At 61.8% G+C, this 22,111-nt stretch carries 26 protein-coding genes; 10 read left to right on the top strand and 16 right to left on the bottom strand.

The genetic code is table 11. The annotated features are described in order from the left end of the window. Positions 1-41: 41 nt before the first annotated feature. The 6 genes from HX823_RS29080 to tusD form a co-directional block, all read right to left on the bottom strand. Positions 42-1,040, bottom strand: coding sequence for a glutathione S-transferase family protein (locus tag HX823_RS29080; protein WP_177078047.1), 999 nt, complete (start codon positions 1,038-1,040; stop codon positions 42-44). An 88-nt stretch (positions 1,041-1,128) separates the two neighbouring features. After that, on the bottom strand, positions 1,129-2,130 hold the full coding sequence (locus HX823_RS29075; RefSeq protein ID WP_177078045.1) for a glycosyl transferase family protein: 1,002 nt from the start codon (positions 2,128-2,130) through the stop codon (positions 1,129-1,131). After that, on the bottom strand, positions 2,127-2,462 hold the full coding sequence (locus HX823_RS29070) for a TusE/DsrC/DsvC family sulfur relay protein (RefSeq protein ID WP_177078043.1): 336 nt from the start codon (positions 2,460-2,462) through the stop codon (positions 2,127-2,129). Before HX823_RS29070 ends, HX823_RS29075 begins: the two co-directional genes overlap by 4 nt. Next, a complete protein-coding gene (tusB, locus tag HX823_RS29065) occupies positions 2,459-2,737 on the bottom strand; it encodes a sulfurtransferase complex subunit TusB (protein WP_033896811.1) in 279 nt (92 codons plus the stop codon). Before tusB ends, HX823_RS29070 begins: the two co-directional genes overlap by 4 nt. Beyond that, positions 2,737-3,087: a sulfurtransferase complex subunit TusC gene (tusC, locus tag HX823_RS29060; protein ID WP_177078041.1), complete on the bottom strand. Its 351-nt coding sequence runs from the start codon at positions 3,085-3,087 to the stop codon at positions 2,737-2,739. Before tusC ends, tusB begins: the two co-directional genes overlap by 1 nt. A gap of 1 nt (position 3,088) precedes the next feature. Beyond that, positions 3,089-3,481: a sulfurtransferase complex subunit TusD gene (gene tusD / locus HX823_RS29055; RefSeq protein ID WP_033896872.1), complete on the bottom strand. Its 393-nt coding sequence runs from the start codon at positions 3,479-3,481 to the stop codon at positions 3,089-3,091. 157 nt (positions 3,482-3,638) lie between these two features. Here tusD and HX823_RS29050 point away from each other — a divergent pair, with 157 nt between their 5' ends. Then, complete coding sequence (locus HX823_RS29050) at positions 3,639-4,802, top strand: CaiB/BaiF CoA-transferase family protein (protein WP_177078039.1); 1,164 nt, start codon at positions 3,639-3,641, stop codon at positions 4,800-4,802. Positions 4,803-4,805: 3 nt separating this feature from the next. On the opposite strand, the gene HX823_RS29045 is transcribed toward HX823_RS29050, so the two are convergent. Beyond that, positions 4,806-5,300 carry a SprT family zinc-dependent metalloprotease gene (locus tag HX823_RS29045; protein ID WP_177078037.1) on the bottom strand — a complete coding sequence of 165 codons (495 nt, stop codon included), beginning with the start codon at positions 5,298-5,300 and terminating at the stop codon, positions 4,806-4,808. 128 nt (positions 5,301-5,428) lie between these two features. Further along, a complete protein-coding gene (locus HX823_RS29040) occupies positions 5,429-6,031 on the bottom strand; it encodes a Yip1 family protein (RefSeq protein WP_038847350.1) in 603 nt (200 codons plus the stop codon). Between the two features lie 261 nt (positions 6,032-6,292). Here HX823_RS29040 and ttcA point away from each other — a divergent pair, with 261 nt between their 5' ends. Then, a complete protein-coding gene (gene ttcA / locus HX823_RS29035) occupies positions 6,293-7,117 on the top strand; it encodes a tRNA 2-thiocytidine(32) synthetase TtcA (RefSeq protein WP_016977557.1) in 825 nt (274 codons plus the stop codon). A 67-nt stretch (positions 7,118-7,184) separates the two neighbouring features. Then, positions 7,185-7,856, top strand: coding sequence for a DNA-3-methyladenine glycosylase I (locus HX823_RS29030; protein WP_177078035.1), 672 nt, complete (start codon positions 7,185-7,187; stop codon positions 7,854-7,856). Between the two features lie 36 nt (positions 7,857-7,892). On the opposite strand, the gene HX823_RS29025 is transcribed toward HX823_RS29030, so the two are convergent. The 3 genes from HX823_RS29025 to arsC are packed head-to-tail and all read right to left on the bottom strand — an operon-like array spanning position 7,893 to position 9,245. Next, on the bottom strand, positions 7,893-8,297 hold the full coding sequence (locus HX823_RS29025; protein WP_177078033.1) for a DUF2069 domain-containing protein: 405 nt from the start codon (positions 8,295-8,297) through the stop codon (positions 7,893-7,895). Continuing rightward, positions 8,281-8,895, bottom strand: a complete 615-nt coding sequence (wrbA, locus tag HX823_RS29020; RefSeq protein WP_028616777.1) for an NAD(P)H:quinone oxidoreductase — start codon at positions 8,893-8,895, stop codon at positions 8,281-8,283. Before wrbA ends, HX823_RS29025 begins: the two co-directional genes overlap by 17 nt. Continuing rightward, on the bottom strand, positions 8,892-9,245 hold the full coding sequence (gene arsC / locus HX823_RS29015) for an arsenate reductase (glutaredoxin) (protein WP_177078031.1): 354 nt from the start codon (positions 9,243-9,245) through the stop codon (positions 8,892-8,894). The genes wrbA and arsC overlap by 4 nt, the downstream gene beginning before the upstream one ends. Positions 9,246-9,360: 115 nt before the next feature. On the opposite strand from arsC, the gene HX823_RS29010 reads away from it, so the two are divergent. Beyond that, positions 9,361-9,822 carry a TlpA disulfide reductase family protein gene (locus HX823_RS29010; protein ID WP_038847342.1) on the top strand — a complete coding sequence of 154 codons (462 nt, stop codon included), beginning with the start codon at positions 9,361-9,363 and terminating at the stop codon, positions 9,820-9,822. 142 nt (positions 9,823-9,964) lie between these two features. Here the strand turns inward: HX823_RS29010 and HX823_RS29005 are convergent, their stop codons facing one another. The 4 genes from HX823_RS29005 to HX823_RS28990 form a co-directional block, all read right to left on the bottom strand. After that, entirely contained in the window at positions 9,965-10,369 is a 405-nt protein-coding gene (locus tag HX823_RS29005; protein WP_033896805.1) for an META domain-containing protein, read from the bottom strand. Beyond that, a complete protein-coding gene (locus HX823_RS29000; RefSeq protein ID WP_038843717.1) occupies positions 10,366-10,806 on the bottom strand; it encodes a hypothetical protein in 441 nt (146 codons plus the stop codon). The genes HX823_RS29005 and HX823_RS29000 overlap by 4 nt, the downstream gene beginning before the upstream one ends. A gap of 71 nt (positions 10,807-10,877) precedes the next feature. Continuing rightward, entirely contained in the window at positions 10,878-11,867 is a 990-nt protein-coding gene (locus tag HX823_RS28995) for a 2-hydroxyacid dehydrogenase (RefSeq protein WP_177078029.1), read from the bottom strand. Between the two features lie 172 nt (positions 11,868-12,039). Then, positions 12,040-14,793 (bottom strand): response regulator, encoded by a 2,754-nt coding sequence (locus HX823_RS28990; protein ID WP_177078027.1) that lies wholly within the window; start codon positions 14,791-14,793, stop codon positions 12,040-12,042. A gap of 206 nt (positions 14,794-14,999) precedes the next feature. Here HX823_RS28990 and HX823_RS28985 point away from each other — a divergent pair, with 206 nt between their 5' ends. Then, complete coding sequence (locus HX823_RS28985) at positions 15,000-15,728, top strand: response regulator transcription factor (RefSeq protein WP_177078025.1); 729 nt, start codon at positions 15,000-15,002, stop codon at positions 15,726-15,728. Next, the gene (locus HX823_RS28980) at positions 15,715-17,085 is read left to right on the top strand and encodes a sensor histidine kinase (RefSeq protein ID WP_177078023.1); all 1,371 of its coding nucleotides are present in this window, start codon (positions 15,715-15,717) and stop codon (positions 17,083-17,085) included. The genes HX823_RS28985 and HX823_RS28980 overlap by 14 nt, the downstream gene beginning before the upstream one ends. On the opposite strand, the gene HX823_RS28975 is transcribed toward HX823_RS28980, so the two are convergent. Then, the gene (locus HX823_RS28975) at positions 17,082-17,597 is read right to left on the bottom strand and encodes a DUF2062 domain-containing protein (RefSeq protein WP_033896799.1); all 516 of its coding nucleotides are present in this window, start codon (positions 17,595-17,597) and stop codon (positions 17,082-17,084) included. The two genes, HX823_RS28980 and HX823_RS28975, sit on opposite strands and share 4 nt — an antisense overlap. Before the next feature lie 135 nt (positions 17,598-17,732). Here HX823_RS28975 and HX823_RS28970 point away from each other — a divergent pair, with 135 nt between their 5' ends. The 4 genes from HX823_RS28970 to lpxK all read left to right on the top strand — a co-directional run bounded on the left by HX823_RS28970 (position 17,733) and on the right by lpxK (position 22,102). Continuing rightward, the gene (locus HX823_RS28970; protein WP_256350308.1) at positions 17,733-19,958 is read left to right on the top strand and encodes a DNA internalization-related competence protein ComEC/Rec2; all 2,226 of its coding nucleotides are present in this window, start codon (positions 17,733-17,735) and stop codon (positions 19,956-19,958) included. A gap of 73 nt (positions 19,959-20,031) precedes the next feature. Further along, on the top strand, positions 20,032-20,667 hold the full coding sequence (locus HX823_RS28965) for a MotA/TolQ/ExbB proton channel family protein (RefSeq protein WP_033896796.1): 636 nt from the start codon (positions 20,032-20,034) through the stop codon (positions 20,665-20,667). Then, entirely contained in the window at positions 20,664-21,092 is a 429-nt protein-coding gene (locus tag HX823_RS28960; RefSeq protein WP_061448891.1) for a biopolymer transporter ExbD, read from the top strand. Before HX823_RS28965 ends, HX823_RS28960 begins: the two co-directional genes overlap by 4 nt. After that, complete coding sequence (lpxK, locus tag HX823_RS28955) at positions 21,092-22,102, top strand: tetraacyldisaccharide 4'-kinase (protein WP_177078021.1); 1,011 nt, start codon at positions 21,092-21,094, stop codon at positions 22,100-22,102. The genes HX823_RS28960 and lpxK overlap by 1 nt, the downstream gene beginning before the upstream one ends. Positions 22,103-22,111: the final 9 nt, after the last annotated feature.

The raw sequence follows: 22,111 nt of genomic DNA, 5'->3' as shown, positions 1-22,111 counted from the left end.
CCAGCGCGGGGCAAGCCCGCTCACCACAGCAAGCCCGCTCACTACATGCCGAATACCGATTTGCCGCTCAACCTTTCTCGATCATGGTCAGCATCAAATCGCTGCAACGGCCCCTTCGGCACAATCCCCGTCGGGTTGATCGTGCGGTGACTGGCATAGTAATGCCCCTTGATATGCGCAAAATCCACCGTCTCAGCCACGCCCGGCCACTGATACAACTCCCTTAGCCAATTCGACAGGTTCGGATAATCCGCAATCCTGCGCAGGTTGCATTTGAAGTGGCTGTAATACACCGCATCAAAGCGAATCAGCGTGGTGAATAGCCGTACATCCGCCTCGGTCAGGTACTCACCGGCCAGGTAGCGATGCTCACCCAGATGCTGCTCCAGGTGATCCAGCTCCGCAAACACATCCTCAAACGCACGTTCATACGCCTGCTGCGACGTCGCGAAGCCTGCGCGGTAAACGCCGTTGTTCACGGCCGGGTAAATACGCTCATTCAGTGTGTCGATGGTCGGGCGCAGCGGCTCGGGGTAGAAGTCCAGGGTATTGCCGGTCAATTGATTAAACGCGCTGTTGAACATGCGGATGATCTCCGCCGATTCATTACTGACGATGCGCTTGAGCTTTTTGTCCCACAACACCGGCACGGTCACGCGCCCAGTGTAGTCGGCCGTGTCAGCCGTATAGCGCTGGTGCATGAAGTCGAAATCATCCAGCTTGTCGCCGGTGGAGCCGTGAGCCTTGTCGAAGGTCCAGCCGTTTTCCAGCATCAACCAACTGACCACGGACACGTCGATCAGGCTTTCCAAGCCTTTGAGCTTACGCAGGATCAGGGTGCGATGGGCCCAGGGGCAGGCAAGGGAGACGTAGAGGTGATAACGGCCGGCTTCAGCCTTGAAGCCGCCTTCGCCACTTGGGCCCGGCGCGCCATCGGCGGTCACCCAGTTGCGGCGTTGCGCCTGCTCCCGTTGGAATGCGCCGTCTGCGCTACTTTCGTACCACTGGTCTTTCCAGTGTCCTTCGATCAGCAAACCCATGACTGGCTCCTTGGCTAATAAGCGTTGGAGGCCAGTCTAAAGGGCTGAGTTCGATTTAAAAGCGCAAAGACCGGGGGTTAATTATCGATTAAATCGATTTTTCCCGCGCATCCCAGTATTGCTGGGCCAGGACAAACGCCTGTTCCCGTGAATGGCCCAGGCCACGTAAGGCCAGGGCCATGGTCGCGATCAAGGCCAGTTGCGGATAGCTGTCTTCGACGTCGCCGCGCCACAACGCCTTCAGGTGCTCAGGTTCGAGCGTGGCCGGCTTGACGTGGCGCTGGGCGGAGAGGGCGGGCCACTCTTCGTCCCAGCTTTCGCCGCCGGTGGTGCCGTACAGGTGGCTGGCCGAGTCGGGGTTGATCTCGATTTCGCCGCCGTCGCCCTTCACCACGATCACGTTGTCGCCGAGCAAGCCGCTGGCATCGCGGTGCACGCCCTGATAACCCGGATGGAAAATACTCTGCAGGCCCAGGCGCGCATTCAAGGGATTGAGCAAACGCGCCAGGGAATGGATCGGCGAGCGCAGGCCCAGGGTGTTGCGCAGGTCGATCATGCGCTGCAACTGCGGCGCCCAGTCGCCCAGCGGGATAAACGCCAGGTTGCCTTGCGCATAAGCGGCCTCGACCTGCTGCCAGTTGCGGCACAGCGGGATCTGCAAGCCTTGGAGCAATTGCTCGGTGTACAGCCGTCCGGCCGTATGCGCGCCGCCACCGTGCATAAGGATGCGCACGCCGTTCTGCGCCAGGCACTTGGCCGCCAGCAGGTACCACGGCAGGTGGCGCTTCTTGCCAGCATAGGTTGGCCAGTCGACATCCACGCTCAACGCCGGGGCATCCAGGCGTTCGCGCACGGCTTCGGTGAAGCCTGCGAGTTCTTCCGGGCTTTCTTCCTTGTGGCGCAGCAGCATCAGGAAGGCGCCGAGTTGGGTGTCTTCGACTTTTTCATCGAGCAGCATGCCCATGGCTTCGCGGGCTTCCTCGCGGGTGAGGTTGCGCGCGCCGCGCTTGCCTTTGCCCAGGATGCGCACGAACTGTGCAAACGGGTGCTCGGCAGGGGTTTCAAGGGTCAGCGGGGCAAAGTCGGTCATAAGCAATTCGTCGGCCTGGGCAGGCCCGCCAGCTTGGCGGCGAGTTTGGCGGGAGTGCCGTTGAACAGTTTGTTGAGGTGCAGGCTGTTGCCCTTTTCCGGGCCGAGCTTCAAGGCGGTGTACTTGATCAGCGGACGTGTGGCCGGGGACAGTTGGAATTCGGCATAGAACTGGCGCAGCAGTTCGAGGATTTCCCAATGGGCCGGCGTCAGCTCCAGGGCTTCGGCGGCGGCCAGGGCATGGGCGACCTCTGCAGACCAGTCGTCCCGGTCGGCCAAATAACCGTCCTTGTCCAGTTCCAGGGTACGTGCGCCTACGGTCAGGGTGTTCATAGCCAGGTGTTGACCTTGTCGTAGTCAATCGACAGCTGCACGAAACCTGGGTAGTCCACGCTGTCGGCCCAGTCCGGGAGCGGCAGGTTGCGCGCCTGCATGTCTTCGGCCAGCACGAACACCTTTACGCCCTGGGTGTGCAGGGCGGGGACGTGCAGCCCATAGGCGCCGTCGCCGCACAGCAGGATCGCGTCCTCGGCGCCGCAGATACGCAGGCAGCTGTCGAGGCGACTGTCGGAAAACGGGGAGTGAGACACCACGTGTAAAGTCGACATCAGAGGGTAATCACCTGGTCGTAACGGTCAATCAATTGGGAAATAGCGTCGTTGCTCACCGGTTGCGCCTCGGTGGGCGGCGTCAAGCCTCGCACGGCCATGCTGTGGCGGCAGACAAAGACATCGTCAATGCCGAACAGCTCCAGTGCCTGCAGGTTGGCACTCAGGTCCTTTTGTTGCACAGCCTTGGCGTTCTGGTGCGCAGCGAGCTGGAACACGCCGTCATCCATGAACAGCAAGCCGATGGGCAGATCGAATGCGCCACCGGCCAGCACGATATCCAGCGCTTCCCGTGCGCTCGGCCCGGACCACGGTGCCTGACGGCTGATCACCAATAAGGATTTAGACATCTCACGGCCCTCCAAAACAGATCAGGCGGTCGGCATCCTGGATCGCATCATGTAACTGCCCCAGGCCAGACAGCGCCCAGGGCGCATCCAGATTCACCGCTGTGCGCTGGTACCGCGTGGCTTCCTCCTGGTTGAGAACGCCACGGCGTAACGCAGCGGCAATGCACACCACGCCATCAAGCTGGTGCTGGCTGACAAACTCGCGCCATTGGCGGGCGATGTCTTGCTCATCCTGGGGCGCAACGATGTTGTTGGATGCGCTGTGCACGCCATCCTGATAGAAAAACAGCCGCACAATCTCATGCCCACCGGCCAGCGCCGCCTGGGCGAACAGCAGGGCGCGGCGCGAGGAGGGCGCGTGGGCGGCGGAAAACAGGGCAATCGCAAACTTCATGGAACACTCGGCAAGCAAACGTGGGCCAATGATAAAGCCGCCGCCACGAAAAAGCCCGCCGTGATCAAAACGGTCATCTTTGCTGACTGTTTCGGCGATTGCCGTGAGGGGCAAGGCTGCCTAGTCTGTGGGCAGTCGAAACGGAAATGGAGTGCCCATGTCAGGTCCCTTGGCGTCCCTCAAAGTGCTGGATTTTTCCACCCTGCTGCCGGGCCCGTTTGCGTCACTGATGCTGGCGGACATGGGCGCCGAGGTGCTGCGTATCGAGTCGCCCACGCGCCTGGACCTGTTGCGGGTGCTGCCGCCCCATGATCAGGGTACATCGGCGAGCCACGCCTACCTCAATCGCAATAAACGCAGCCTGGCACTGGACCTCAAGCAGGCCGAGGCGCTAGAGATCGTGCGGGCGCTGGTGAAGGACTACGACATCCTGCTCGAACAATTCCGCCCTGGAGTGATGGACCGCCTGGGTTTGGGTTATGAGGCTCTGAAGGCGATCAATCCCCGGCTGATTTATGTGTCGATCACCGGTTATGGCCAGACAGGGCCCTATAAGGACCGCGCCGGGCACGATATCAACTACTTGGCGTTGGCCGGCGTGGCCAGCTACACCGGGCGCCAGGACAGCGGGCCGCTGCCATTGGGTGTGCAAGTGGCGGACGTGGGTGGTGGTTCGTTGCACGCAGTGGTGGGGTTGCTGGCGGCGGTCATCGCCCGGCAGCAGAGCGGGGTTGGTCAATATTTGGATGTGAGCATGACCGACTGTTCGTTCAGCCTGAACGCCATGGCCGGCGCGGGTTACCTGGCGTGTGGGGTGGAGCCGGAGCGTGAGGGCCATGTACTCAATGGCGGTAGCTTTTACGATTACTACCGCTCGCGGGACGGGCGCTGGATGTCGGTGGGCAGCCTGGAGCCTGGGTTTATGCAGCAGCTCTGCGAGGCGCTGGGGCGGCCGGAGTTGGCGGCGCTGGGTTTGTCACCCAAGCTCAAGGTGGCGCTGCAAGTTGAATTTGAAACGCGCAGCTTTGATGAGCTGTGCGCGTTGTTCGCCGGGGTGGATGCTTGCGTGGAGCCGGTGCTGAGCCTGAGTGAGGCGGTGGAACACCCACAGCTCAAGGCACGGCAACTGGTCAGCCAGGTACCACGGGGCGATGGCTCGACCCAGGCGCAACTGGCCTGTCCGTTGAAGTTTTCCGAAGGGTTACCGGCACCGAGGCATATGGGTGCTGCGGTGGGGGCGCACAGTGATGAAGTGTTGGCGGAACTGGGCCTGAGCCCGCAGCGAATCAGCGAGCTGCGCGCCGCTCGCGTAATTGCCTGACGGCTATTCGACGCGAGTTTCGCCGGTATACACCAAGGTCTGCCGGCACCGCCGACACAAGTACCGCCGCCCCTGAGCCACCATGCCATGGCGTTGTGATGAGAACGGAAAGTCACTGTCCGCACACGGGCATCGGTAGATGTAACGAGTCACCTGGCGACGCTTCACCTCATAGGTGTGGCAACGGTCCGGCGGCAGTTCGTAAACCCCGCGCATGATCAATTGCCATTCCTCGCCGTGGGGCTGGATGCGTTCGCCAAACAATTGGTGGGCGATCAGATGCGCCACTTCATGGGCCACGGTCTGTTTCAGGAAGTGTTGGCTGTTTTCACGGTACAACTGTGGGTTGAAACGCAGCAGGTTCTCGTGCAAATGCGCGACACCGGCTTTCTGGCCCCGCAGCTTGAGGCTGACCTGGGGGCGTTTGAAACTTCGTTTGAAAAAGGATTCGGCTTGTAGGAAACAATCTTCGACGCGGGTATTGAGTTGCTCGGGCATGCTGACCATATCTCCAGAGACGCCCAGTATGCCGCAAAGCTGGGTGTTTCCGAATCTGTCAGGCGCCGAATGGTCATGCATGATGCACAAAGCCACCTTTCGGTGGCTTTGCCTGAGGGTTTAAACGGTCAGTTGGTGTAGATCGGGCCCACGCCCAGCCCCCAGACGATCACGGTAAACGCCATGATTGCCACCAGTACTACCAGGCCCACGGCCAGTACCGAGCTGGAAAACAGGAAGCCTTCATCCGGGTCGATGTTCATGAAAGTCGGCAGCCCCACATAGAGCAAGTACACCGTGTAACAGATGGCCGCCGTACCCACGACCATACCCAGCCACATATGCGGATAAAGCGCGGCCAGCCCGCCGATAAACAGCGGCGTAGCGGTGTAGGTGGCAAAGGCCACGCAGCGAGCCATGCTGGGGTTGGCGTCGTAGGTGCGCGCCATCCAGTGAATGAAGGCGCCCATCACCGCCACGCCGCCCAGCATGGCAGCGTAGGACATGATGGTCATCCACAAGGCGCTTTCCTGGGTCAGCATCACCGGCGCACGGTTACCGATGACCCAGCCGACCTGGGTGGTGCCGATAAAGGCTGAAACGGCGGGGATCGCCGCAAGAATCAAGGTATGGGTGAGGTACATGTGGCTGATGCTTTCTTCTTTATCGCCACGGATTTCCCGCCATTCCTGGTCGGGATGGGTAAACAGCCCCACGACGTGATGGATCATGCCAGTCACTCCTGTCGTTATTACCATCGCCCCCCATCGGAGCGCCCACGGGCCAAATGGCCTCAAAGGTCTGGATAGATCTGCGACCTCTAGTCGCAGTATAGGAAGTGATGACCGGAATAACTGTAGGGCCTTTAGAGCAAATTGCGCTGTAAACATTGGGCTTAATCGCGGTGGGGCTTTTACCGCTAGCCCTTTTGATGGTTTTTTTGCGTAAAATACCCGGCTTTTCGTCACACACCTCTAGCGGATCCAAGCGCCATGGGCACTCTTACGGTCAACCAGAACAAACTGCAAAAACGCCTGCGTCGCCTGGCCGGTGAAGCGGTCGCCGATTTCAACATGATCGAGGACGGCGACAAGGTCATGGTCTGCCTCTCCGGTGGCAAAGACAGTTACACAATGCTCGACGTGCTGCTGCACCTGCAAAAGGTCGCGCCGATCAAGTTCGAGATCGTCGCAGTCAACATGGACCAGAAACAGCCGGGCTTCCCCGAGCATGTGCTGCCGGCCTACCTCAAGGAACTGGGCGTCGAGTACCACATCGTCGAGAAAGATACCTACTCGGTGGTCAAGGAGCTGATTCCGGAAGGCAAGACCACCTGCTCGCTGTGCTCGCGCCTGCGCCGTGGCACGCTGTACACCTTCGCCGACGAGATCGGCGCGACCAAGATGGCCCTGGGTCACCACCGCGACGACATCGTCGAGACCTTCTTCCTCAATATGTTCTTCAATGGCTCGCTCAAGGCCATGCCGCCCAAGCTGCGTGCCGATGACGGGCGTAACGTGGTGATCCGCCCGCTGGCGTATTGCAACGAGAAGGACATCCAGGCCTACTCCGACTTCAAGCAATTCCCGATCATTCCGTGCAACCTGTGTGGCTCCCAGGAAAACCTGCAGCGCCAGGTGGTCAAGGAAATGCTGGTGGATTGGGAGCGCAAGACCCCAGGCCGTACCGAAAGCATCTTCCGCAGCTTGCAGAATGTGCAGCCGTCGCAGTTGGCCGACCGCAACCTATTCGACTTCACCAGCCTGAAAATTGATGAAACCGCCGCCTCGCGCTTCGTCAATGTGGTGAACCTCTGAACCATTTCAACGCTCTGACACACGGCGCTCGCGGGCGCCGTTTTCAATTCAACTGCCAGGAGAGGGCATGCGCGATTACAAGTGGCTGCACGAATACTGTCTGAACCGTTTCGGTTCGGCGGCCGAGCTGGAAGCCCATCTGCCTGTACCCAAGACCCCGGCGCAATTGCGCAAGATCAGCGATGATCGCTACCTGTCGACCTTGGCGCTGCGCGTGTTTCGTGCGGGCTTGAAGCACAGTGTGGTGGATGCCAAGTGGCCGGCGTTCGAAAAGGTGTTTTTCGGCTTCGACCCGGAAAAAGTCGTGTTGATGGGCGCTGAGCATCTGGAGCGCTTGATGCAGGACACCAGCATCATCCGTCACCTGGGCAAGCTCAAGAGCGTACCGCGCAATGCGCAGATGATCCTCGACGTCGAGCAGGAGAAGGGCAGCTTCGGCGCGTTTATCGCCGACTGGCCGGTGACCGATATCGTCGGGCTGTGGAAATACCTGAGCAAGCACGGCCATCAACTTGGCGGGCTGTCAGCGCCGCGCTTCTTGCGCATGGTTGGCAAGGACACCTTTGTGCCGAGTTATGACGTGGTGGCGGCGCTGAACGCGCAGAAGATCGTCGACAAGGCACCGACCAGCCTGCGAGACCTGGCGACGGTGCAGGGCGCGTTCAACCAATGGCACGCCGAGAGTGGGCGGCCGATGTGCCAGTTGTCGATGATGTTGGCGTACACGGTGAATCATTAACCTGTAGTGAGCGGGGCAAGCCCGCTCACTACAGAATCAGTTCGCGAGGCGGCGGTTTAGCTGATGCCGCCACCGCACATACAACAACGCCGTACAAAACACCGCCAGACTCGCCAACATCTCCAGCACCCCGAACCACTGCCGGTTCGGGTCATAGGCCGCCAGCGCACCTTTGATGAAATACAGGTTCACCACAAAGCACATCCACGAATGCCCGCGCGCGCTGCCCAGCAGCATGCCCGGCGCCAGCACCAGCATTGGCACCAGCTCGATCAGCAGGATCACCCACGGCCGCGCGCCATGCAGGTCGGCGATGAACAGGTAGTAAACGCAGAGCAAACCCACCAGGCCAAAAAACGCCAGCAGGCTCAGCCCGCGTGCCAGCTTGACCCGTGGCTCCAGCCACGCCTGGGGTGGCAGGACCTTAGGCTTTCTGGCCACTGCCGCTCTCCAGCAAGGTAGCGGTAGTCGCCAGGCGCAGGCCCAGGGCACGGCACAGGGCGATTTCATGTTGATCGAGCATGCGCTTGCCGTCGGGGCCGGCGTGATGGCTGGCGCCATACGGCGTGCCACCGCCCTGGGTATCGAGCAGCGCTTGTTCGCTGTAGGGCAGGCCGGTGATCAGCATGCCGTGGTGCAGCAGCGGCAGCAGCATCGACATCAACGTGGTTTCCTGACCGCCGTGCAGGCTGGCGGTAGACGTGAACACTCCGGCCGGCTTGCCGACGAGGGCGCCGGTGAGCCACAGGTTGCTGGTGCCGTCGATGAAATACTTGAGCGGCGCTGCCATGTTGCCGAAACGGGTCGGGCTGCCCAGGGCCAGGCCCGAGCAGTGCTTCAGGTCATCCAGGCTGGCATACAGCGCGCCTTCGTCCGGGATGCTTGGCGCCACGGCTTCGCACTCGGTGGAGATCGCCGGCACGGTGCGCAGCCGCGCTTCCATACCGCCTTGCTCGATGCCCCGGGCGATCTGCCGGGCCATTTCGCTCACCGAGCCATTGCGGCTGTAATACAGCACCAGCACATAGGGCGACGTCACGGCAGGATCTCCAACACGTTTTCCGGCGGACGGCCAATGATGGCTTTGTCGGCGGTTTCCAGGATCGGGCGTTCCATCAGCTTTGGATGTTCGGCGATGGCCGCAATCAACTGGGCTTCGCTGAGGCTGGCGTCGGCCAGGTTGAGGGCCTTGTATTCATCTTCACCGGTGCGCAGCAGTTGGCGGGCACTGATGCCCAGCTTGCCCAGCAGCGCCTTTAATTGCGCGGCGTTCAGCGGGGTTTCCAGGTAGCGCACCACCGTCGGGGTGAGGCCGCGGGCTTCTAGCAGTTCCAGCGCACCGCGGGATTTCGAGCAGCGCGGGTTGTGATAAAGCGTCAGATCGGTCATGTGCGGGTCGCATCTTGCGTAAGGTGGCGGGTATTCTACCCGCGCAGCGACCTGTCCTTAAACCGTAAGAGGCGATAGGTCGCAGTCAACGTTCATTTTTGCGAAGGATTACCCCATGACAAGGCGACTGATCGGTGCATTGGCGATCATCACAACCCTGCTGCTCAGCGGCTGCGGTAACGATTACGGCGTTGACCAATATGGCAAGAAGGTGGCTGCCGAACGCTTGGACAAGCAGTGGCTGGTGGTCAACTACTGGGCCGAATGGTGCGGCCCGTGCCGCACGGAAATCCCCGAGCTGAATGCCTTGGCCGACCAACTGAAGGCGCAGAACGTGGGTGTGTTCGGGGTCAACTTCGACAATGTGCAGGGCGAAGAGCTGAAAGCCGCCAGCGACAAGCTGGGTATCAAGTTCACGGTGCTGGCGCAGAACCCGGAAGAGATTTTTGATATTCCACGCAGCGAAGCCTTGCCAGTGACCTACATCATCGATGACAAGGGCAAGGTGCGTGAGACATTGATGGGCGAGCAGACGGCGGAGGGTGTGATCGCCAAGCTCAAGGCCTTGCGCGGCTGAAGCGACAACTCAGATCTAATGTGGGAGCGGGCTTGCTCGCGAAAGCGGTGGGTCAGTCAATGCATGTGCCGACTGGTCCACCGCCTTCGCGAGCAAGCCCGCTCCCACATTTTGACCTCGCTCAATCCTGAGATTGATGCTGTCAGCCTTCTTCAAGCCACAGCCGAATCGGCTTGCCCTCGGCCGGCCAGAAACGCGTCTGTTCGATCGGCGAGATGTCCCAGCGCTGCACACCTTGCAAGGCCTGAAAGAAGCGGTGTTCCTGCTCCATCAGGGCCTCGGCGCAGAGTTTGCGGGTGCTGCCGATCTGGCCGAAGCTGAGCTTTTCGCCGTCGACGGTGTAGGGCGCGAACCAGTGGTTGCAGCCACCGTTGCCGTAGGCACGGCCATCGGCGCCGAGGGTGACGGTCAGGTGCGCGTAGTCCATCAGCGGCCGTTCACCAATCCATTCCACCACGTAGCTGTGATCCTGCTTGAGCTTGACCGCGTCCCCGGCGCAACCTGTCAGGGCCGCTCCGACGGCGGCGAGCAGAAGCAGGCCTTTCATTGCGCGGCCTTTTGGCATTTCGGGCAGCGGTGCTTGTCGCCCTCGCTGGCCCAGCCCAATTCGGCAATGCGCGCGTTGGCGGCCGGTTGCAGCGGTTCTTTGGTCAGCTTGGTTTCCACCGCGAATTCAAACTCCAACACCGCATCGCAGCTGTCGCAGTTGACCTTCCAGGTGTGAATCTCCAACTCGCCGAACTTCGGCCCTTGGGCCATGGCGACCCACTGGCCCGCCGGGCGGATGGAGTAGCGCGCATCACCTTCGACGGTGAGGCGCATCGACAGGGTTTTACTGCCGCGCAGGGAGACGATCAAAATGTCGCCATGCTTGATCGAGCCACCGTTGCCGGTGACCTGGTAACGGCCCGGCACCAGGGCGCGGCATTCGATCAGGGTGTGTTGCGGGCTCAGCAAACTGAAGCGGAAATCGTGTTCGGCCATGGATCCTCCAAATAGGCGCGGCATCCTATCACGGGTGCTGGCTCATCATGAGCCTGGTATGTGACCGCTGATCATCCTTCGACGAGGTTCTGCGCCTGCCCATCGGCCCAGGCCGCAATGTTGGCCAGGGTGGTGCCGGCAATCGCGGCCAGGGCTTCGCGGGTGAGGAACGCCTGGTGGGCGGTGATGATCACGTTGGGGAAGGTCAGCAGGCGCGCGAGGACGTCGTCCTGCAGGGGCAGGTCGGAGCGGTCTTCGAAAAACAGCTGGGCTTCCTCCTCATAGACGTCCAGTCCCAGGTAGCCGAGCTGGCCGTCCTTGAGCGCTTCGATCAGCGCCGGGGTGTCGACCAGACCGCCGCGACCGGTGTTGATCAGCATCGCGCCTGGCTGCATCTGCGCCAGGGAGCGGGCGTTGATCAAGTGCTTGCTGTCAGCGGTCAGCGGGCAATGCAGGCTGATGATCTGCGCCTGGGCCAGCAGTTCGGGCAGGCTCACGTAGCGCGCGCCCAGGGCCTGCACCTGTGCGTTAGGGAAGGGGTCATAGGCGAGCAACTGGCAACCGAAGCCGGCCATGATCTTGGCAAAAGTGGCGCCGATCTGCCCCGTGCCGACTACGCCGACGGTCTTGCCCACCAGGTCGAAACCGGTGAGGCCGTGCAGGCTGAAATCGCCATCGCGGGTGCGGTTATAGGCGCGGTGCAGGCGACGGTTGAGGGCGAGGATCAGCGCGACCGCATGTTCGGCCACCGCATGGGGCGAATAGGCCGGCACGCGCACGATGGTCAGGCCCAGGCGCTTGGCGGCGGCCAGGTCCACATGGTTGTAGCCCGCCGAGCGCAGCGCGATCAACCGCGTTCCGCCCTTGGCCAGGTGCTCCAGGACCGGGGCGCTGAGGTCGTCGTTGATAAAGGCGCAGACCACTTCGTGATGTTCGGCCAGGGCCACGGTGTCGAGGTTGAGGCGGGCGGGCTGGAACTGCAGTTCCAGGCCGGGCGGCAGTGGTTCGCCGAGAAAACTGTCGCGGTCGTAGGTTTGGCTGCTGAAAAGAATGACGCGCATGGAAATGCTCCCTGCAATGACTGAATAAATAGATAACCCTGTGGTGAGCAAGCTTGCTTGCGCTGGGGTGCGAAGCGGCCCCAAAAAGCCGGAGACTGCTACGCAGTCAACGGGAGCAAGCTCCCTCGCCACAGCAAGCTCGCTCACCACAAAAGCCTGTTCCTGTAAAAAGTCAGGCGTTGACCCGCGCTTCACTGGCGAGTCGGGCAATGGCCATGTCCAGTTCGTCCAGGGCATGCTGGGCCTTGGCGTCGTCTTGCTTGAGCAAGGTTTCGGCGCGGTGGCAGGCGGCTCGCAGTTGCGGTACGCCGCAATAACGGGTGGCGCCATGCAGGCGGTGCACGCGCTCGATCAGGGCGTTGTTGTCGTTGGCGTCACGGGCAAGGGTGATAGCCAGGCGGTCGGCCTCCAGGGAGGCGAGCAACATGGCGAGCATGTCCGCCGCGAGATCTGCCTTGCCGGCGGCCAGGCGCAGGCCTTCTTCATGGTCAAGTACGGGCAGTTGCACGCCAGGGCCAAGACCATCCGTTGCCTTTTCCGGGCCTTGATTGCGCAGGGCCAGGCCGGTCCACTTCAACACCACCTGGGCCAGTTGCCGCTCGCTGATGGGTTTGGTCAGGTAATCGTCCATGCCGCTTTGCAGCAAGGCGCGTTTTTCGTTGGCCATGGCGTGGGCGGTGAGGGCGACCACCGGCAATGGCGTGCCGCTGCGTTCGCTTTCCCACTGACGGATCGCCTCGGTGCTCTGGCGGCCGTCCATGCCGGGCATTTGCACGTCCATCAGCACCAGGTCGAAGGTGTCCTGTTTCACCGCGTCGATGGCGGCATACCCGCTTTCCACGGCGCGCACCCGTGCGCCCATGTCCTCCAGCAGCGTCTGCACCAAGAGCAGGTTTGCCGGGTTATCGTCCACGCACAACACGCGCGGTGCACGGCTGGACAATGGTTCGCCCGGTTCGCTGCGTGATGGGCGCGGGCTGATCAGGTCGGACAGCGCACGACGCAGCTTGCGCGTGCACGCCGGCTTGGCCTGCAACTGGCTGTTGGGGTTGGGCACGGACTGGTTGAACAGCATCTGCTCGGTGGTCGGGCACAGCACCAGCACTTTGCAGCCCAAATGTTCGAGGTCCCACAGGTGCTGGTTGAGGCGCTCGGGCGGGATGTCATTGGCGGTGACGCCGAGTACCGCAAGGTCGATGGCTTGCTCGGTCTGGTGGGCGCTGGTGATGCCGTTGGTCAGGCTTTCCAGGCTGTTGAACGGTGTGACTTCCAGGCCACAGTCTTCCAATTGATGTTGCAGCGCCTGGCGTGCCAGTTCGTGGTTTTCCAGGACCGCGACACGATGACCCAGCAGCGGCGCGGAAGGCAAGTCTTCGACGTCGTCACGGGTCTTGGGCAGGTTCAGGCTGATCCAGAATTCCGAGCCTTCGCCCGGCGTGCTGTCGACGCCGATTTCACCGCCCATCTGCTCGATCAGGCGCTTGGAAATCACCAGGCCCAATCCCGTGCCGCCGGGTTGACGCGACAGCGAGTTGTCGGCCTGGCTGAAGGCCTGGAGCAACGCGCGCACGTCCTGGCTGGACAGGCCGATGCCGGTGTCCTGCACGCTGATGCGCAATTGCACGCTGTCTTCTTGCTCGTCCTCGATCATCGCCCGGGCGACGATAGTGCCTTCGCGGGTGAACTTGATCGCGTTGCTGATCAGGTTGGTGAGGATCTGCTTGAGGCGCAGCGGGTCGCCCACCAGCGCCAGCGGGGTGTCGCGGTACACCAGGCTCACCAGTTCCAGCTGCTTGGCATGGGCGGCGGGGGCGAGGATGGTCAGGGTGTCTTGCAGCAAGTCGCGCAGGTTGAACGGGATGCTGTCGAGCACCAGCTTGCCGGCCTCGATTTTCGAGAAATCGAGGATTTCGTTGATGATGCCCAGCAGGTTGTCGGCGGATTTTTCGATGGTGCCCAGGTAGTCGAGTTGGCGCGGGGTCAGTTCGCTTTTTTGCAATAAGTGGGTGAAGCCGAGAATGCCGTTGAGCGGCGTGCGGATCTCATGGCTCATGTTGGCCAGGAACTCCGACTTGATGCGGCTGGCCTCCAGGGCCTCCTTGCGCGCCAGGTCCAGCTCGATGTTCTGGATCTCGATGGTTTCCAGGTTCTGGCGCACGTCTTCGGTGGCTTGGTCGATGCTGTGTTGCAGTTCTTCCTGGGCGTTCTGCAAGGTCTCGGCCATGCGGTTGATGCCCGAGGCGAGTTGGTCCAGTTCCTGGCTGCCCAAGGGTGGCAGGCGGGTTTCCAGGTTGCCGTCCTTGAGTTGGGCCACGGCTTGCTTGATCTGGCCGATGGGCGAGTTGATCGTGCGGCTGATGCGCAGGGCCAGCGCTGCGGTGCAGATCAGGCCGATGGCGATCAGCAACAGGCTGGCGAACAGGCTGCGGTAGCCACGCAGCAACATGCCGTTGTGGGACAGTTCCACCTCGACCCAGCCCAGCAGGCGGTCGGCTTCATCCGGGATCAGGTCGCCCGCGAGGTTGCGATGGCGGCCAAACACCGGCAGCAAATAGCGGGTGGCGTCATTGCCAGTGCGCTGTAATAAATGGGAACTGTTGCCGACCGGCGGCTGGTTGAGCATGGTCGGGCCGGCGTGGGCGAGGGGCGCGCGGTCTGGGCTGAGAAAGGACACGGCACGCACGTCCGGCTGTTCCAGGGATTGAGTGGCGATGCGTTCGAGCAGATCGGTGTTGCGCGCACTGAGGGCGGGCGCGACCAGGGGCGCCAACTGTTCGGCGATCATTTCGCCGCGTTGCAGCAATTGGGTCTGCAGTTCCGAGAGCTGCATCCAGGTGAAATAGCCGCCCAGCAACGAGGCCATCAGGCTGGTCGGTAATAAGGTCAGCAACAGTACGCGGCCTTTTATCCCCATTCTTGTCAGCACGCCACTCTCCTGCTACCACATTGATATCTACGGAATTGCGCGGGCATCCGGCCCGCGCCACCTGCGCAGTGTAGCCATTTGCGCGGCGAGGAATCTTGCAAATTAATGACATACGGCAATCTTGAAGGCATTTGGCGGCCAGCGGCGATTGCCTGCGGCGGGGTTATCTTGAATAATCAGTCATTGAGAATGACTTGCAGATACTAATGAATCCCGTAGCAATTGGCCTGCCCAGTATCCTGACCATCGAAGATGACCCCGTGCTGGGCGCCTATGTCCATGAGCACCTGGGTCGCTGTGGTTTCCACGTCACCTGGTGCCAGAACGGCCAGCAAGGCCTGCAGATGGCGCGCGACCAGGTGTTCGACGTGGTGTTGATGGATATTCTGCTGCCGGGGCTGGATGGGTTGTCGATTCTCACCCATTTGCGCCAGAGCCATTCGATCCCGGTGATCCTGATGTCGGCACTCGGTGCCGAGGCTGATCGCATCAGCGGTTTTCGCCTGGGCGCCGATGACTACCTGCCCAAGCCGTTCAGCATGATCGAGCTGCGCGTGCGCATCGAGGCCATCCTGCGCCGTGTCGCCTTGGACCGACGCCCCTTGCCGAGCTTGGCGCCCGCGCGTGGCGATGCCCGTACCCTGCGATTTGACGATGAACTGTGCGATGTCTTCCACCTGCAACACTGGGCTGGCCTGACCCGCAGTGAATATCGCTTGCTGGAAACCCTGCATCGCAACGCGGAAGAAGTCCTCAGCAAACCCTTCCTTTACCAGCATGTGCTGCAACGCGGTTACGCACCCCATGACCGTAGCCTGGACATGCATATCAGCCAGATCCGCCGCAAGCTCAAGGCCATCGGCTACACCGAGCGCGAAGTGCGCACGGTGTGGGGCAAGGGCTATGTGTTGAGCGGTGCCGATGACAGCCTTTAAACGGCCCTTTAAACGCCTGCCGGGCAAGCACTCGTTATTCTGGAAGCTGGCCTGCCTGCTGATCGCCTTCTGTTTGCTGATGATCTGGCTCAGTTGGTCGTGGGGGCGATACATGGAGCAGCAGAACGCCTACCTGTCCGATGAAGCGCGGGTCACCTTGAGTGGCTACGCGGTACGTGCGGAACAGGCCTGGAACCGAGGCGGCAATGCGGGCGTCGATGTATGGCTGCAGGAGATGGGCAAGCGCGAAAGTACCTGGATCGGTGTGATCGGCAATGACTTGCAATCGCTGAGCAGCTACCCGCTGACCGATAAGGAAAGCCAGCGCCTGACCTTTCTGCGTGGCCTGGACTGGCCGGTGAGTCGGCATGTCAAAGGCCTGCCGTGGCTGAAAATTCCGTTTCCCGCCGACCCCAACGCGGGTTCGCTGGTGATCGAGCTGCCGCAGCGTTTCATGCCGGGGCGCTATCAACTGTTCTGGCGGGTGGTGACCAATGGCGTGATTCCCGGTCTGTTTACGCTGTTGCTGTGCGTTGGTCTGTATCGGCTGCTGATCATGCCCCTCAATCAATTGCGTGAGCAGGCCAACGCCTGGCGGGCCGACCAGTTGAATACGCGGCTGTCCCACGACGCCACCAGTCGTCAGGATGAGTTGGGCGAGCTGGGCCGCGCGTTCGACCATATGTCCGAGCGTTTGCAGGGCACCGTGGTGTTGCAGCAGCAACTGCTGCGGGACATGTCCCATGAACTGCGCACGCCGTTGAGCCGATTGAGAGTGGCCTGTGACAGTGAGCAAGACCTGACGCAACTGCGCGAGCGGCTCGGCCGTGAAATCGATGCCATGCAACGCCTGGTGGAAGACAGCCTGCAATTGGCCTGGCTGGACACCGAGCGGGCGCCGCTGCCCCGGGAAGATATCCAGCTTCAAGCGCTGTGGGACATGCTGCGCGAAAACGCATGTTTCGAGAGCGATTGGCCTGCCTCGCGCCTGCCGTGCCTGCTCGGCCCGGAGTGCTGGGTGCGGGGCAACCTGAATGCGTTGGCCCAGGCCCTGGAAAACATCCTGCGCAATGCCATTCGCCATTCACCCGTGGGCGGTGTGGTCAGCCTGGATGGGCGGCGTGAAGGTGACTATTGGCATATGTGGCTGGAGGATCAGGGCGGCGGGATTGATGACGGGGACCTGGAACGGATCTTCGCACCGTTCACGCGCCTGGACGGATCACGCCCCGGCGATGGTGGCTTCGGGCTTGGGCTGAGCATCGCGCGCAATGCCGTGCAACGCCAGGACGGCAGCCTGTGGGCGGAAAACACCGGAAAAGGGCTGCGCGTGCATCTGCGCCTGCGGGCTTGCTAGGCGCGACGCTGCTTACGTTTTTTCCATTGGTGGGCCACCCACCAGCGCCAATAGCCCATGGTCAGGCAATACGCGATCGCACCCAACACCAGCCCCAGCACCACCGAGCCCAGCAGGAATGGTTGCCATAACGTGCTCAATTGGCCGCTGATCCATTCCCACGTCAGGTCATCCGGCAGGCTGCGCGGCGGCACATTCATCAGCCAGGCGCCTGTCATGTAGGTGCAGATAAACACCACCGGCATGGTGATCGGGTTGGTCAGCCATACCAGGCTGACCGCGATGGGCATGTTGCCGCGCACGGTGATCGCCAGCACGGCGGCCAGCAGCATCTGCAACGGAATCGGAATAAAAGCCGCGAACAAACCCACAGCCATTGCGCGCGCGACCGAGTGCCGGTTCAGGTGCCAGAGATTCGGGTCATGCAGCAAGGTGCCGAGAAACTGTAATGACTTGTGTTCCCTGATACTGCTGGGGTCAGGCATGTATCGTTTGAATAAGCGCCGGGGCATAAGGGGTCCAGGTCGGTTCGAGGGGCAAGTATGCCCGCATTCTATAAACAGAAAATTCAGACTTTGTGACAAAACATCATAGGCCGTGCTGGGCATCTGGCTAAGACTGAGTGGATCACTGGAAAAGGATGATCCATGAGGACAGGGATGTGCGCGTTCGCGCTGGGGTTGCTGGCCTTGCGCTTTTTACCGGTATTGCCGACGACCGGTTGGCTGATCGCCTTGATGGTGCTGGCCTTGATGTTGTTGCCGTTTCGCACGTATCCCTTGGCGTTTTTCCTGTTCGGGCTGAGTTGGGCGTGCATGAGTGCGCAGTGGGCGCTGGATGACCGCCTCAGGCCGGTGTTGGATGGCCAGACGCGCTGGGTGGAAGGGCGGGTTACCGGTTTGCCTCAGCAAACGGGCGATGGCGTGCGCTTCGTGCTGACCGACAGTCGGTCGCGTACTGCCCGGTTGCCCACGCGTATCCGGGTGTCCTGGCGTGGTGGACCGACTGTGCGCAGCGGTGAACGCTGGCGCCTGGCAGTCACCCTGAAGCGGCCGGCCGGGTTGCTGAACTTCCATGGGTTTGATCAGGAGGCTTGGCTGCTGGCCCAGCGCATAGGCGCCACGGGCACGGTAAAGGACGGAGAGCGCCTGGCACCGGCTGCCAACGCCTGGCGCGACAGTGTGCGTCAGCGTCTGCTGGCGGTGGATACCCAAGGCCGGGAGGCTGGATTGATTGCCTTGGTACTGGGCGATGGCTCTGGATTGACCGCTGCTGATTGGCAGGTGCTTCAGGACACCGGGACTGTGCATTTGCTGGTCATCTCCGGCCAGCATATTGGCCTATTGGCGGGGTTGATCTACGGCTTGATCGCCGGCCTGGCACGCTATGGATGCTGGCCCCGAAGCTGGCCGTGGTTGCCATGGGCCTGTGGGTTGGCGTTCACCACGGCGCTGGGTTACGGCTTGCTGGCCGGGTTTGGCGTGCCGGTGCAGCGCGCCTGTGTGATGGTCGGGTTGGTGTTGTTGTGGCGATTGCGCTTTCGTCATCTAGGGCTGTGGTGGCCTTTGTTGCTGGCGCTCAGTGGGGTGTTGGTGTTGGAACCGTTGGCCAGTTTGCAGCCGGGGTTCTGGCTGTCCTTTGCGGCGGTGGCGGTGCTGATCCTGGCGTTTGGTGGCCGTCTGGGGCCTTGGAATCTGTGGCAAGCGTGGACTCGGCCGCAGTGGTTGATTGCCATCGGGTTGTTTCCGGTCTTGTTGGTGTTGGGGTTGCCCATCAGCCTGAGTGCACCGTTCGCTAACCTGGTGGCAGTGCCGTGGATCAGCTTGGTGGTGTTGCCGCTGGCTTTGTTGGGCACCGCATTGGTGGGGCTGCCGTTCGTGGGTGAAGGATTGCTGTGGCTAGCGGGTGGGGCACTGGATGTCCTGTTCAAGGGCTTGGCGTGGCTCGCCGGGCAAATGCCGGCCTGGATTTCGGCCGAAGTGCCGTTGGGCTATTGGCTGGTGAGTCTGCTGGGGGCCGTGCTGCTCCTGCTGCCAAAGGGTGTTCCATTTCGTCTGCTCGGATTGCCGATGCTACTGTTGGCGGTGTTTCCCCCGCGAGAATTGGTCCCTCATGGACAAGTAGAGGTCGTGCAACTGGACGTCGGCCAGGGCCAATCGCTGATTCTGCGCACCCGTCATCACACCTTGCTCTACGACGCCGGCCCGCGCTCCGGAAGCTTTGACCTGGGCGCACGCGTTGTCCTGCCGTCGCTGCGAAAACTCGGGGTAGGGGAGCTGGATATGCTGTTGCTCAGCCACGCCGATGCCGATCATGCCGGTGGTTCGGCAGCCGTTGCCAAGGGCATGCCGATCAAGCGCGTGGTGGGCGGGGAAACTGAAGGTCTACCCCCATCGCTCGGCACTCAGCCGTGCGTCAGCGGCGAGCGATGGACCTGGGACGGCGTGACCTTCGAACTCTGGCAGTGGCCGGACGCCATTAGTGGCAACGCGAAGTCCTGCGTCTTGCAGGTGCAGGCCAATGGCGAGCGCCTGCTGCTGACCGGTGATATTGACCGCGCCGCCGAGCAGTCCATGCTCGCATCACCCCTGGCGGTGCGCACCGATTGGCTGCAAGCGCCGCACCATGGCAGTCGCAGCTCATCGTCCTGGCCCTTTGTGGAACGGCTTGCTCCGCGATCCGTGCTGATCTCGCGAGGGCGCCACAACGCGTTCGGCCATCCCCATCCACAGGTGATGGAACGCTACCGGCGATTGGGCAGCCAGGTCTATGACAGTGCTGAGCAGGGTGCCGTGCGTCTGCAGTTGGGGGCTTTTACGCCGCCGGTTGTTGCACGCAGTCAACGCCGGTTCTGGCGCGAGCGGTTACCTTAGGCGCGGCCGATGGGGTCTGTGGTCAACGCACCTATATGGTAAAGTGGCGCACTTTTTCGAGGGGACATTCACTGTGTGGGAATTGGTCAAATCCGGCGGCTGGATGATGTTGCCGATCATCATGAGCTCTATCGCCGCACTCGGCATCGTCGCCGAACGCCTGTGGACCCTGCGCGCCAGCCGCGTGACCCCCGAGCATTTACTGGGGCAGGTCTGGGCCTGGATCAAGAACAAGCAGCTCGACAAGGAAAAGCTCAAGGAGCTGCGCGCCAATTCCCCGTTGGGTGAAATCCTCGCCGCTGGCCTGGCCAACTCCAAACATGGTCGCGAGATCATGAAAGAGTGCATCGAGGAAGCCGCCGCCCGCGTCATCCATGAACTGGAGCGCTACATCAACGCCCTCGGCACCATCGCCGCCATGGCGCCGTTGCTCGGCTTGCTCGGTACGGTGCTGGGCATGATCGATATCTTCAGCTCGTTCATGGGTTCCGGCATGACCACCAACGCAGCCGTACTGGCCGGTGGTATTTCCAAGGCGCTGATCACCACGGCCGCAGGCCTGATGGTCGGTATCCCTTCAGTGTTCTTCCACCGTTTCCTGCAACGCCGCATCGATGAACTGGTGGTCGGCATGGAGCAGGAAGCCATCAAGCTGGTGGAAGTGGTGCAGGGCGACCGTGACGTGGACCTGGTTGGGGGCAAAGCGTGAAATTTCGCCGCAAGCAACGGGAAAACGTCGATATCAACCTTGCGTCGCTGATCGACGTGGTGTTTATCCTGCTGCTGTTTTTTGTCGTCACCACCACCTTCACCCGGCAGACCGAGCTGCGCGTCGACCTGCCGGAAGCCGTGAGCGGTTCGCCGGCCGAAGACCAGCAAGTCAAGCAATTGGACATCGCCATCAGCGCTGACGGGGTGTTTTCCCTGAATAACCAGTTACTTGAGAAAAACGACCTGGCCAGCCTGATGGATGCCTTGCAGAAAGAGTCCGGCGGCGACACTAAGCTACCGCTGTCGATCAGTGCCGATGGCAAGACCCAGCACCAGGCTGTGATCACTGCGATGGACGCTGCCGGCAAGCTCGGTTTCAGCCATTTGCGCATGACCACCGTCGAGGCGGCGGGCCAACCCTGATGGCCCTGTCCGATCGTTTGCTCAAGGCCTGGTACGAGGGCCATCCGGCACTTGCGCTGTTGCGGCCGCTGGAGTCCTTGTATCGCCGGGTGGTGCAGGGCAAGCGTGCACGCTTCCTGGCCGGTGAGGGCGAGATTTATCAATCGCCGGTGCCGGTGGTGGTGGTCGGTAATATCACCGTGGGTGGCACCGGCAAGACGCCGTTGATCCTGTGGCTGATCGAACACTGTCGACGCAGCGGCCTGCGCGTGGGTGTGGTCAGTCGGGGTTATGGCGCCAAACCGCCGCAGTTGCCCTGGCGGGTCGAAGCCAGCCACAGCGCCGACGTGACGGGTGATGAACCGCTGTTGATCGTGCAGCGCAGCGGCGTGCCGTTGATGATCGACCCCGACCGCAGCCGTGCGGTCAAGGCGCTGCTGGCCAGCGAAACCCTCGACCTGATCCTCTCCGACGACGGCCTGCAGCACTACCGTCTGGCCCGTGACCTTGAACTGGTGCTGATCGACGCCGCCCGTGGCCTGGGCAACCGCCGTTGTCTGCCGGCCGGGCCGTTGCGTGAGCCGGTGGAGCGCCTCCAGAGTGTCGACGCCTTGCTGTACAACGGCGCTTCCAGTGATCGAGACGATGGTTTTGCCTTTCGCCTGCAACCCACCGCGCTGGTCAACCTGCTGACCGGCGAACGGCAGCCGGTGGATCATTTTCCAGCCGGCCAGCAGGTGCATGCGGTTGCCGGCATTGGCAACCCGCAACGTTTCTTCACTACCCTTGAAACGCTACACTGGCAGCCGATACCCCATGGCTTTGCCGACCACGCGACTTACAGCGCCGAGGTCCTGAATTTTACGCCGTCATTGCCACTGGTCATGACCGAGAAGGACGCGGTGAAGTGCCGCGCCTTTGCCCAGCCCGACTGGTGGTACCTTGCGGTGGATGCGCTGCCGTCGCCGGCGTTCGTCGCCTGGTTCGACACGCAGCTGATGCGTCTGCTGCCTGCCCGTCTTTTGCCTTAAACCGCTGCT

This window comes from Pseudomonas sp. P7759 (genome assembly GCF_013386445.1).
In the GTDB taxonomy this organism is placed as follows: domain Bacteria; phylum Pseudomonadota; class Gammaproteobacteria; order Pseudomonadales; family Pseudomonadaceae; genus Aquipseudomonas; species Aquipseudomonas azotoformans_A.
The sequence above is the reverse complement of the archived record's forward strand: the minus strand, read 5'-3'. Positions and strand labels throughout refer to the sequence as shown.

Bases quoted from the DNA above. Each gene is read 5' to 3' on its own strand.
- lpxK (WP_177078021.1), top strand. From the start codon at position 21,092: ATGGCCCTGTCCGATCGTTTGCTCAAGGCCTGGTACGAGGGCCATCCG.
- HX823_RS29010 (WP_038847342.1), top strand. From the start codon at position 9,361: ATGACAAGGCGACTGATCGGTGCATTGGCGATCATCACAACCCTGCTG.
- HX823_RS29005 (WP_033896805.1), bottom strand. From the start codon at position 10,369: ATGAAAGGCCTGCTTCTGCTCGCCGCCGTCGGAGCGGCCCTGACAGGT.
- HX823_RS29030 (WP_177078035.1), top strand. From the start codon at position 7,185: ATGCGCGATTACAAGTGGCTGCACGAATACTGTCTGAACCGTTTCGGT.
- arsC (WP_177078031.1), bottom strand. From the start codon at position 9,245: ATGACCGATCTGACGCTTTATCACAACCCGCGCTGCTCGAAATCCCGC.
- HX823_RS29075 (WP_177078045.1), bottom strand. From the start codon at position 2,130: ATGACCGACTTTGCCCCGCTGACCCTTGAAACCCCTGCCGAGCACCCG.
- ttcA (WP_016977557.1), top strand. From the start codon at position 6,293: ATGGGCACTCTTACGGTCAACCAGAACAAACTGCAAAAACGCCTGCGT.
- HX823_RS28970 (WP_256350308.1), top strand. From the start codon at position 17,733: ATGAGGACAGGGATGTGCGCGTTCGCGCTGGGGTTGCTGGCCTTGCGC.
- HX823_RS29070 (WP_177078043.1), bottom strand. From the start codon at position 2,462: ATGAACACCCTGACCGTAGGCGCACGTACCCTGGAACTGGACAAGGAC.
- HX823_RS29050 (WP_177078039.1), top strand. From the start codon at position 3,639: ATGTCAGGTCCCTTGGCGTCCCTCAAAGTGCTGGATTTTTCCACCCTG.
- tusC (WP_177078041.1), bottom strand. From the start codon at position 3,087: ATGTCTAAATCCTTATTGGTGATCAGCCGTCAGGCACCGTGGTCCGGG.
- HX823_RS29000 (WP_038843717.1), bottom strand. From the start codon at position 10,806: ATGGCCGAACACGATTTCCGCTTCAGTTTGCTGAGCCCGCAACACACC.
- tusB (WP_033896811.1), bottom strand. From the start codon at position 2,737: ATGTCGACTTTACACGTGGTGTCTCACTCCCCGTTTTCCGACAGTCGC.
- HX823_RS28975 (WP_033896799.1), bottom strand. From the start codon at position 17,597: ATGCCCCGGCGCTTATTCAAACGATACATGCCTGACCCCAGCAGTATC.
- HX823_RS29040 (WP_038847350.1), bottom strand. From the start codon at position 6,031: ATGATCCATCACGTCGTGGGGCTGTTTACCCATCCCGACCAGGAATGG.
- tusD (WP_033896872.1), bottom strand. From the start codon at position 3,481: ATGAAGTTTGCGATTGCCCTGTTTTCCGCCGCCCACGCGCCCTCCTCG.
- HX823_RS28995 (WP_177078029.1), bottom strand. From the start codon at position 11,867: ATGCGCGTCATTCTTTTCAGCAGCCAAACCTACGACCGCGACAGTTTT.
- HX823_RS29080 (WP_177078047.1), bottom strand. From the start codon at position 1,040: ATGGGTTTGCTGATCGAAGGACACTGGAAAGACCAGTGGTACGAAAGT.
- HX823_RS29045 (WP_177078037.1), bottom strand. From the start codon at position 5,300: ATGCCCGAGCAACTCAATACCCGCGTCGAAGATTGTTTCCTACAAGCC.
- HX823_RS28980 (WP_177078023.1), top strand. From the start codon at position 15,715: ATGACAGCCTTTAAACGGCCCTTTAAACGCCTGCCGGGCAAGCACTCG.
- HX823_RS28985 (WP_177078025.1), top strand. From the start codon at position 15,000: ATGAATCCCGTAGCAATTGGCCTGCCCAGTATCCTGACCATCGAAGAT.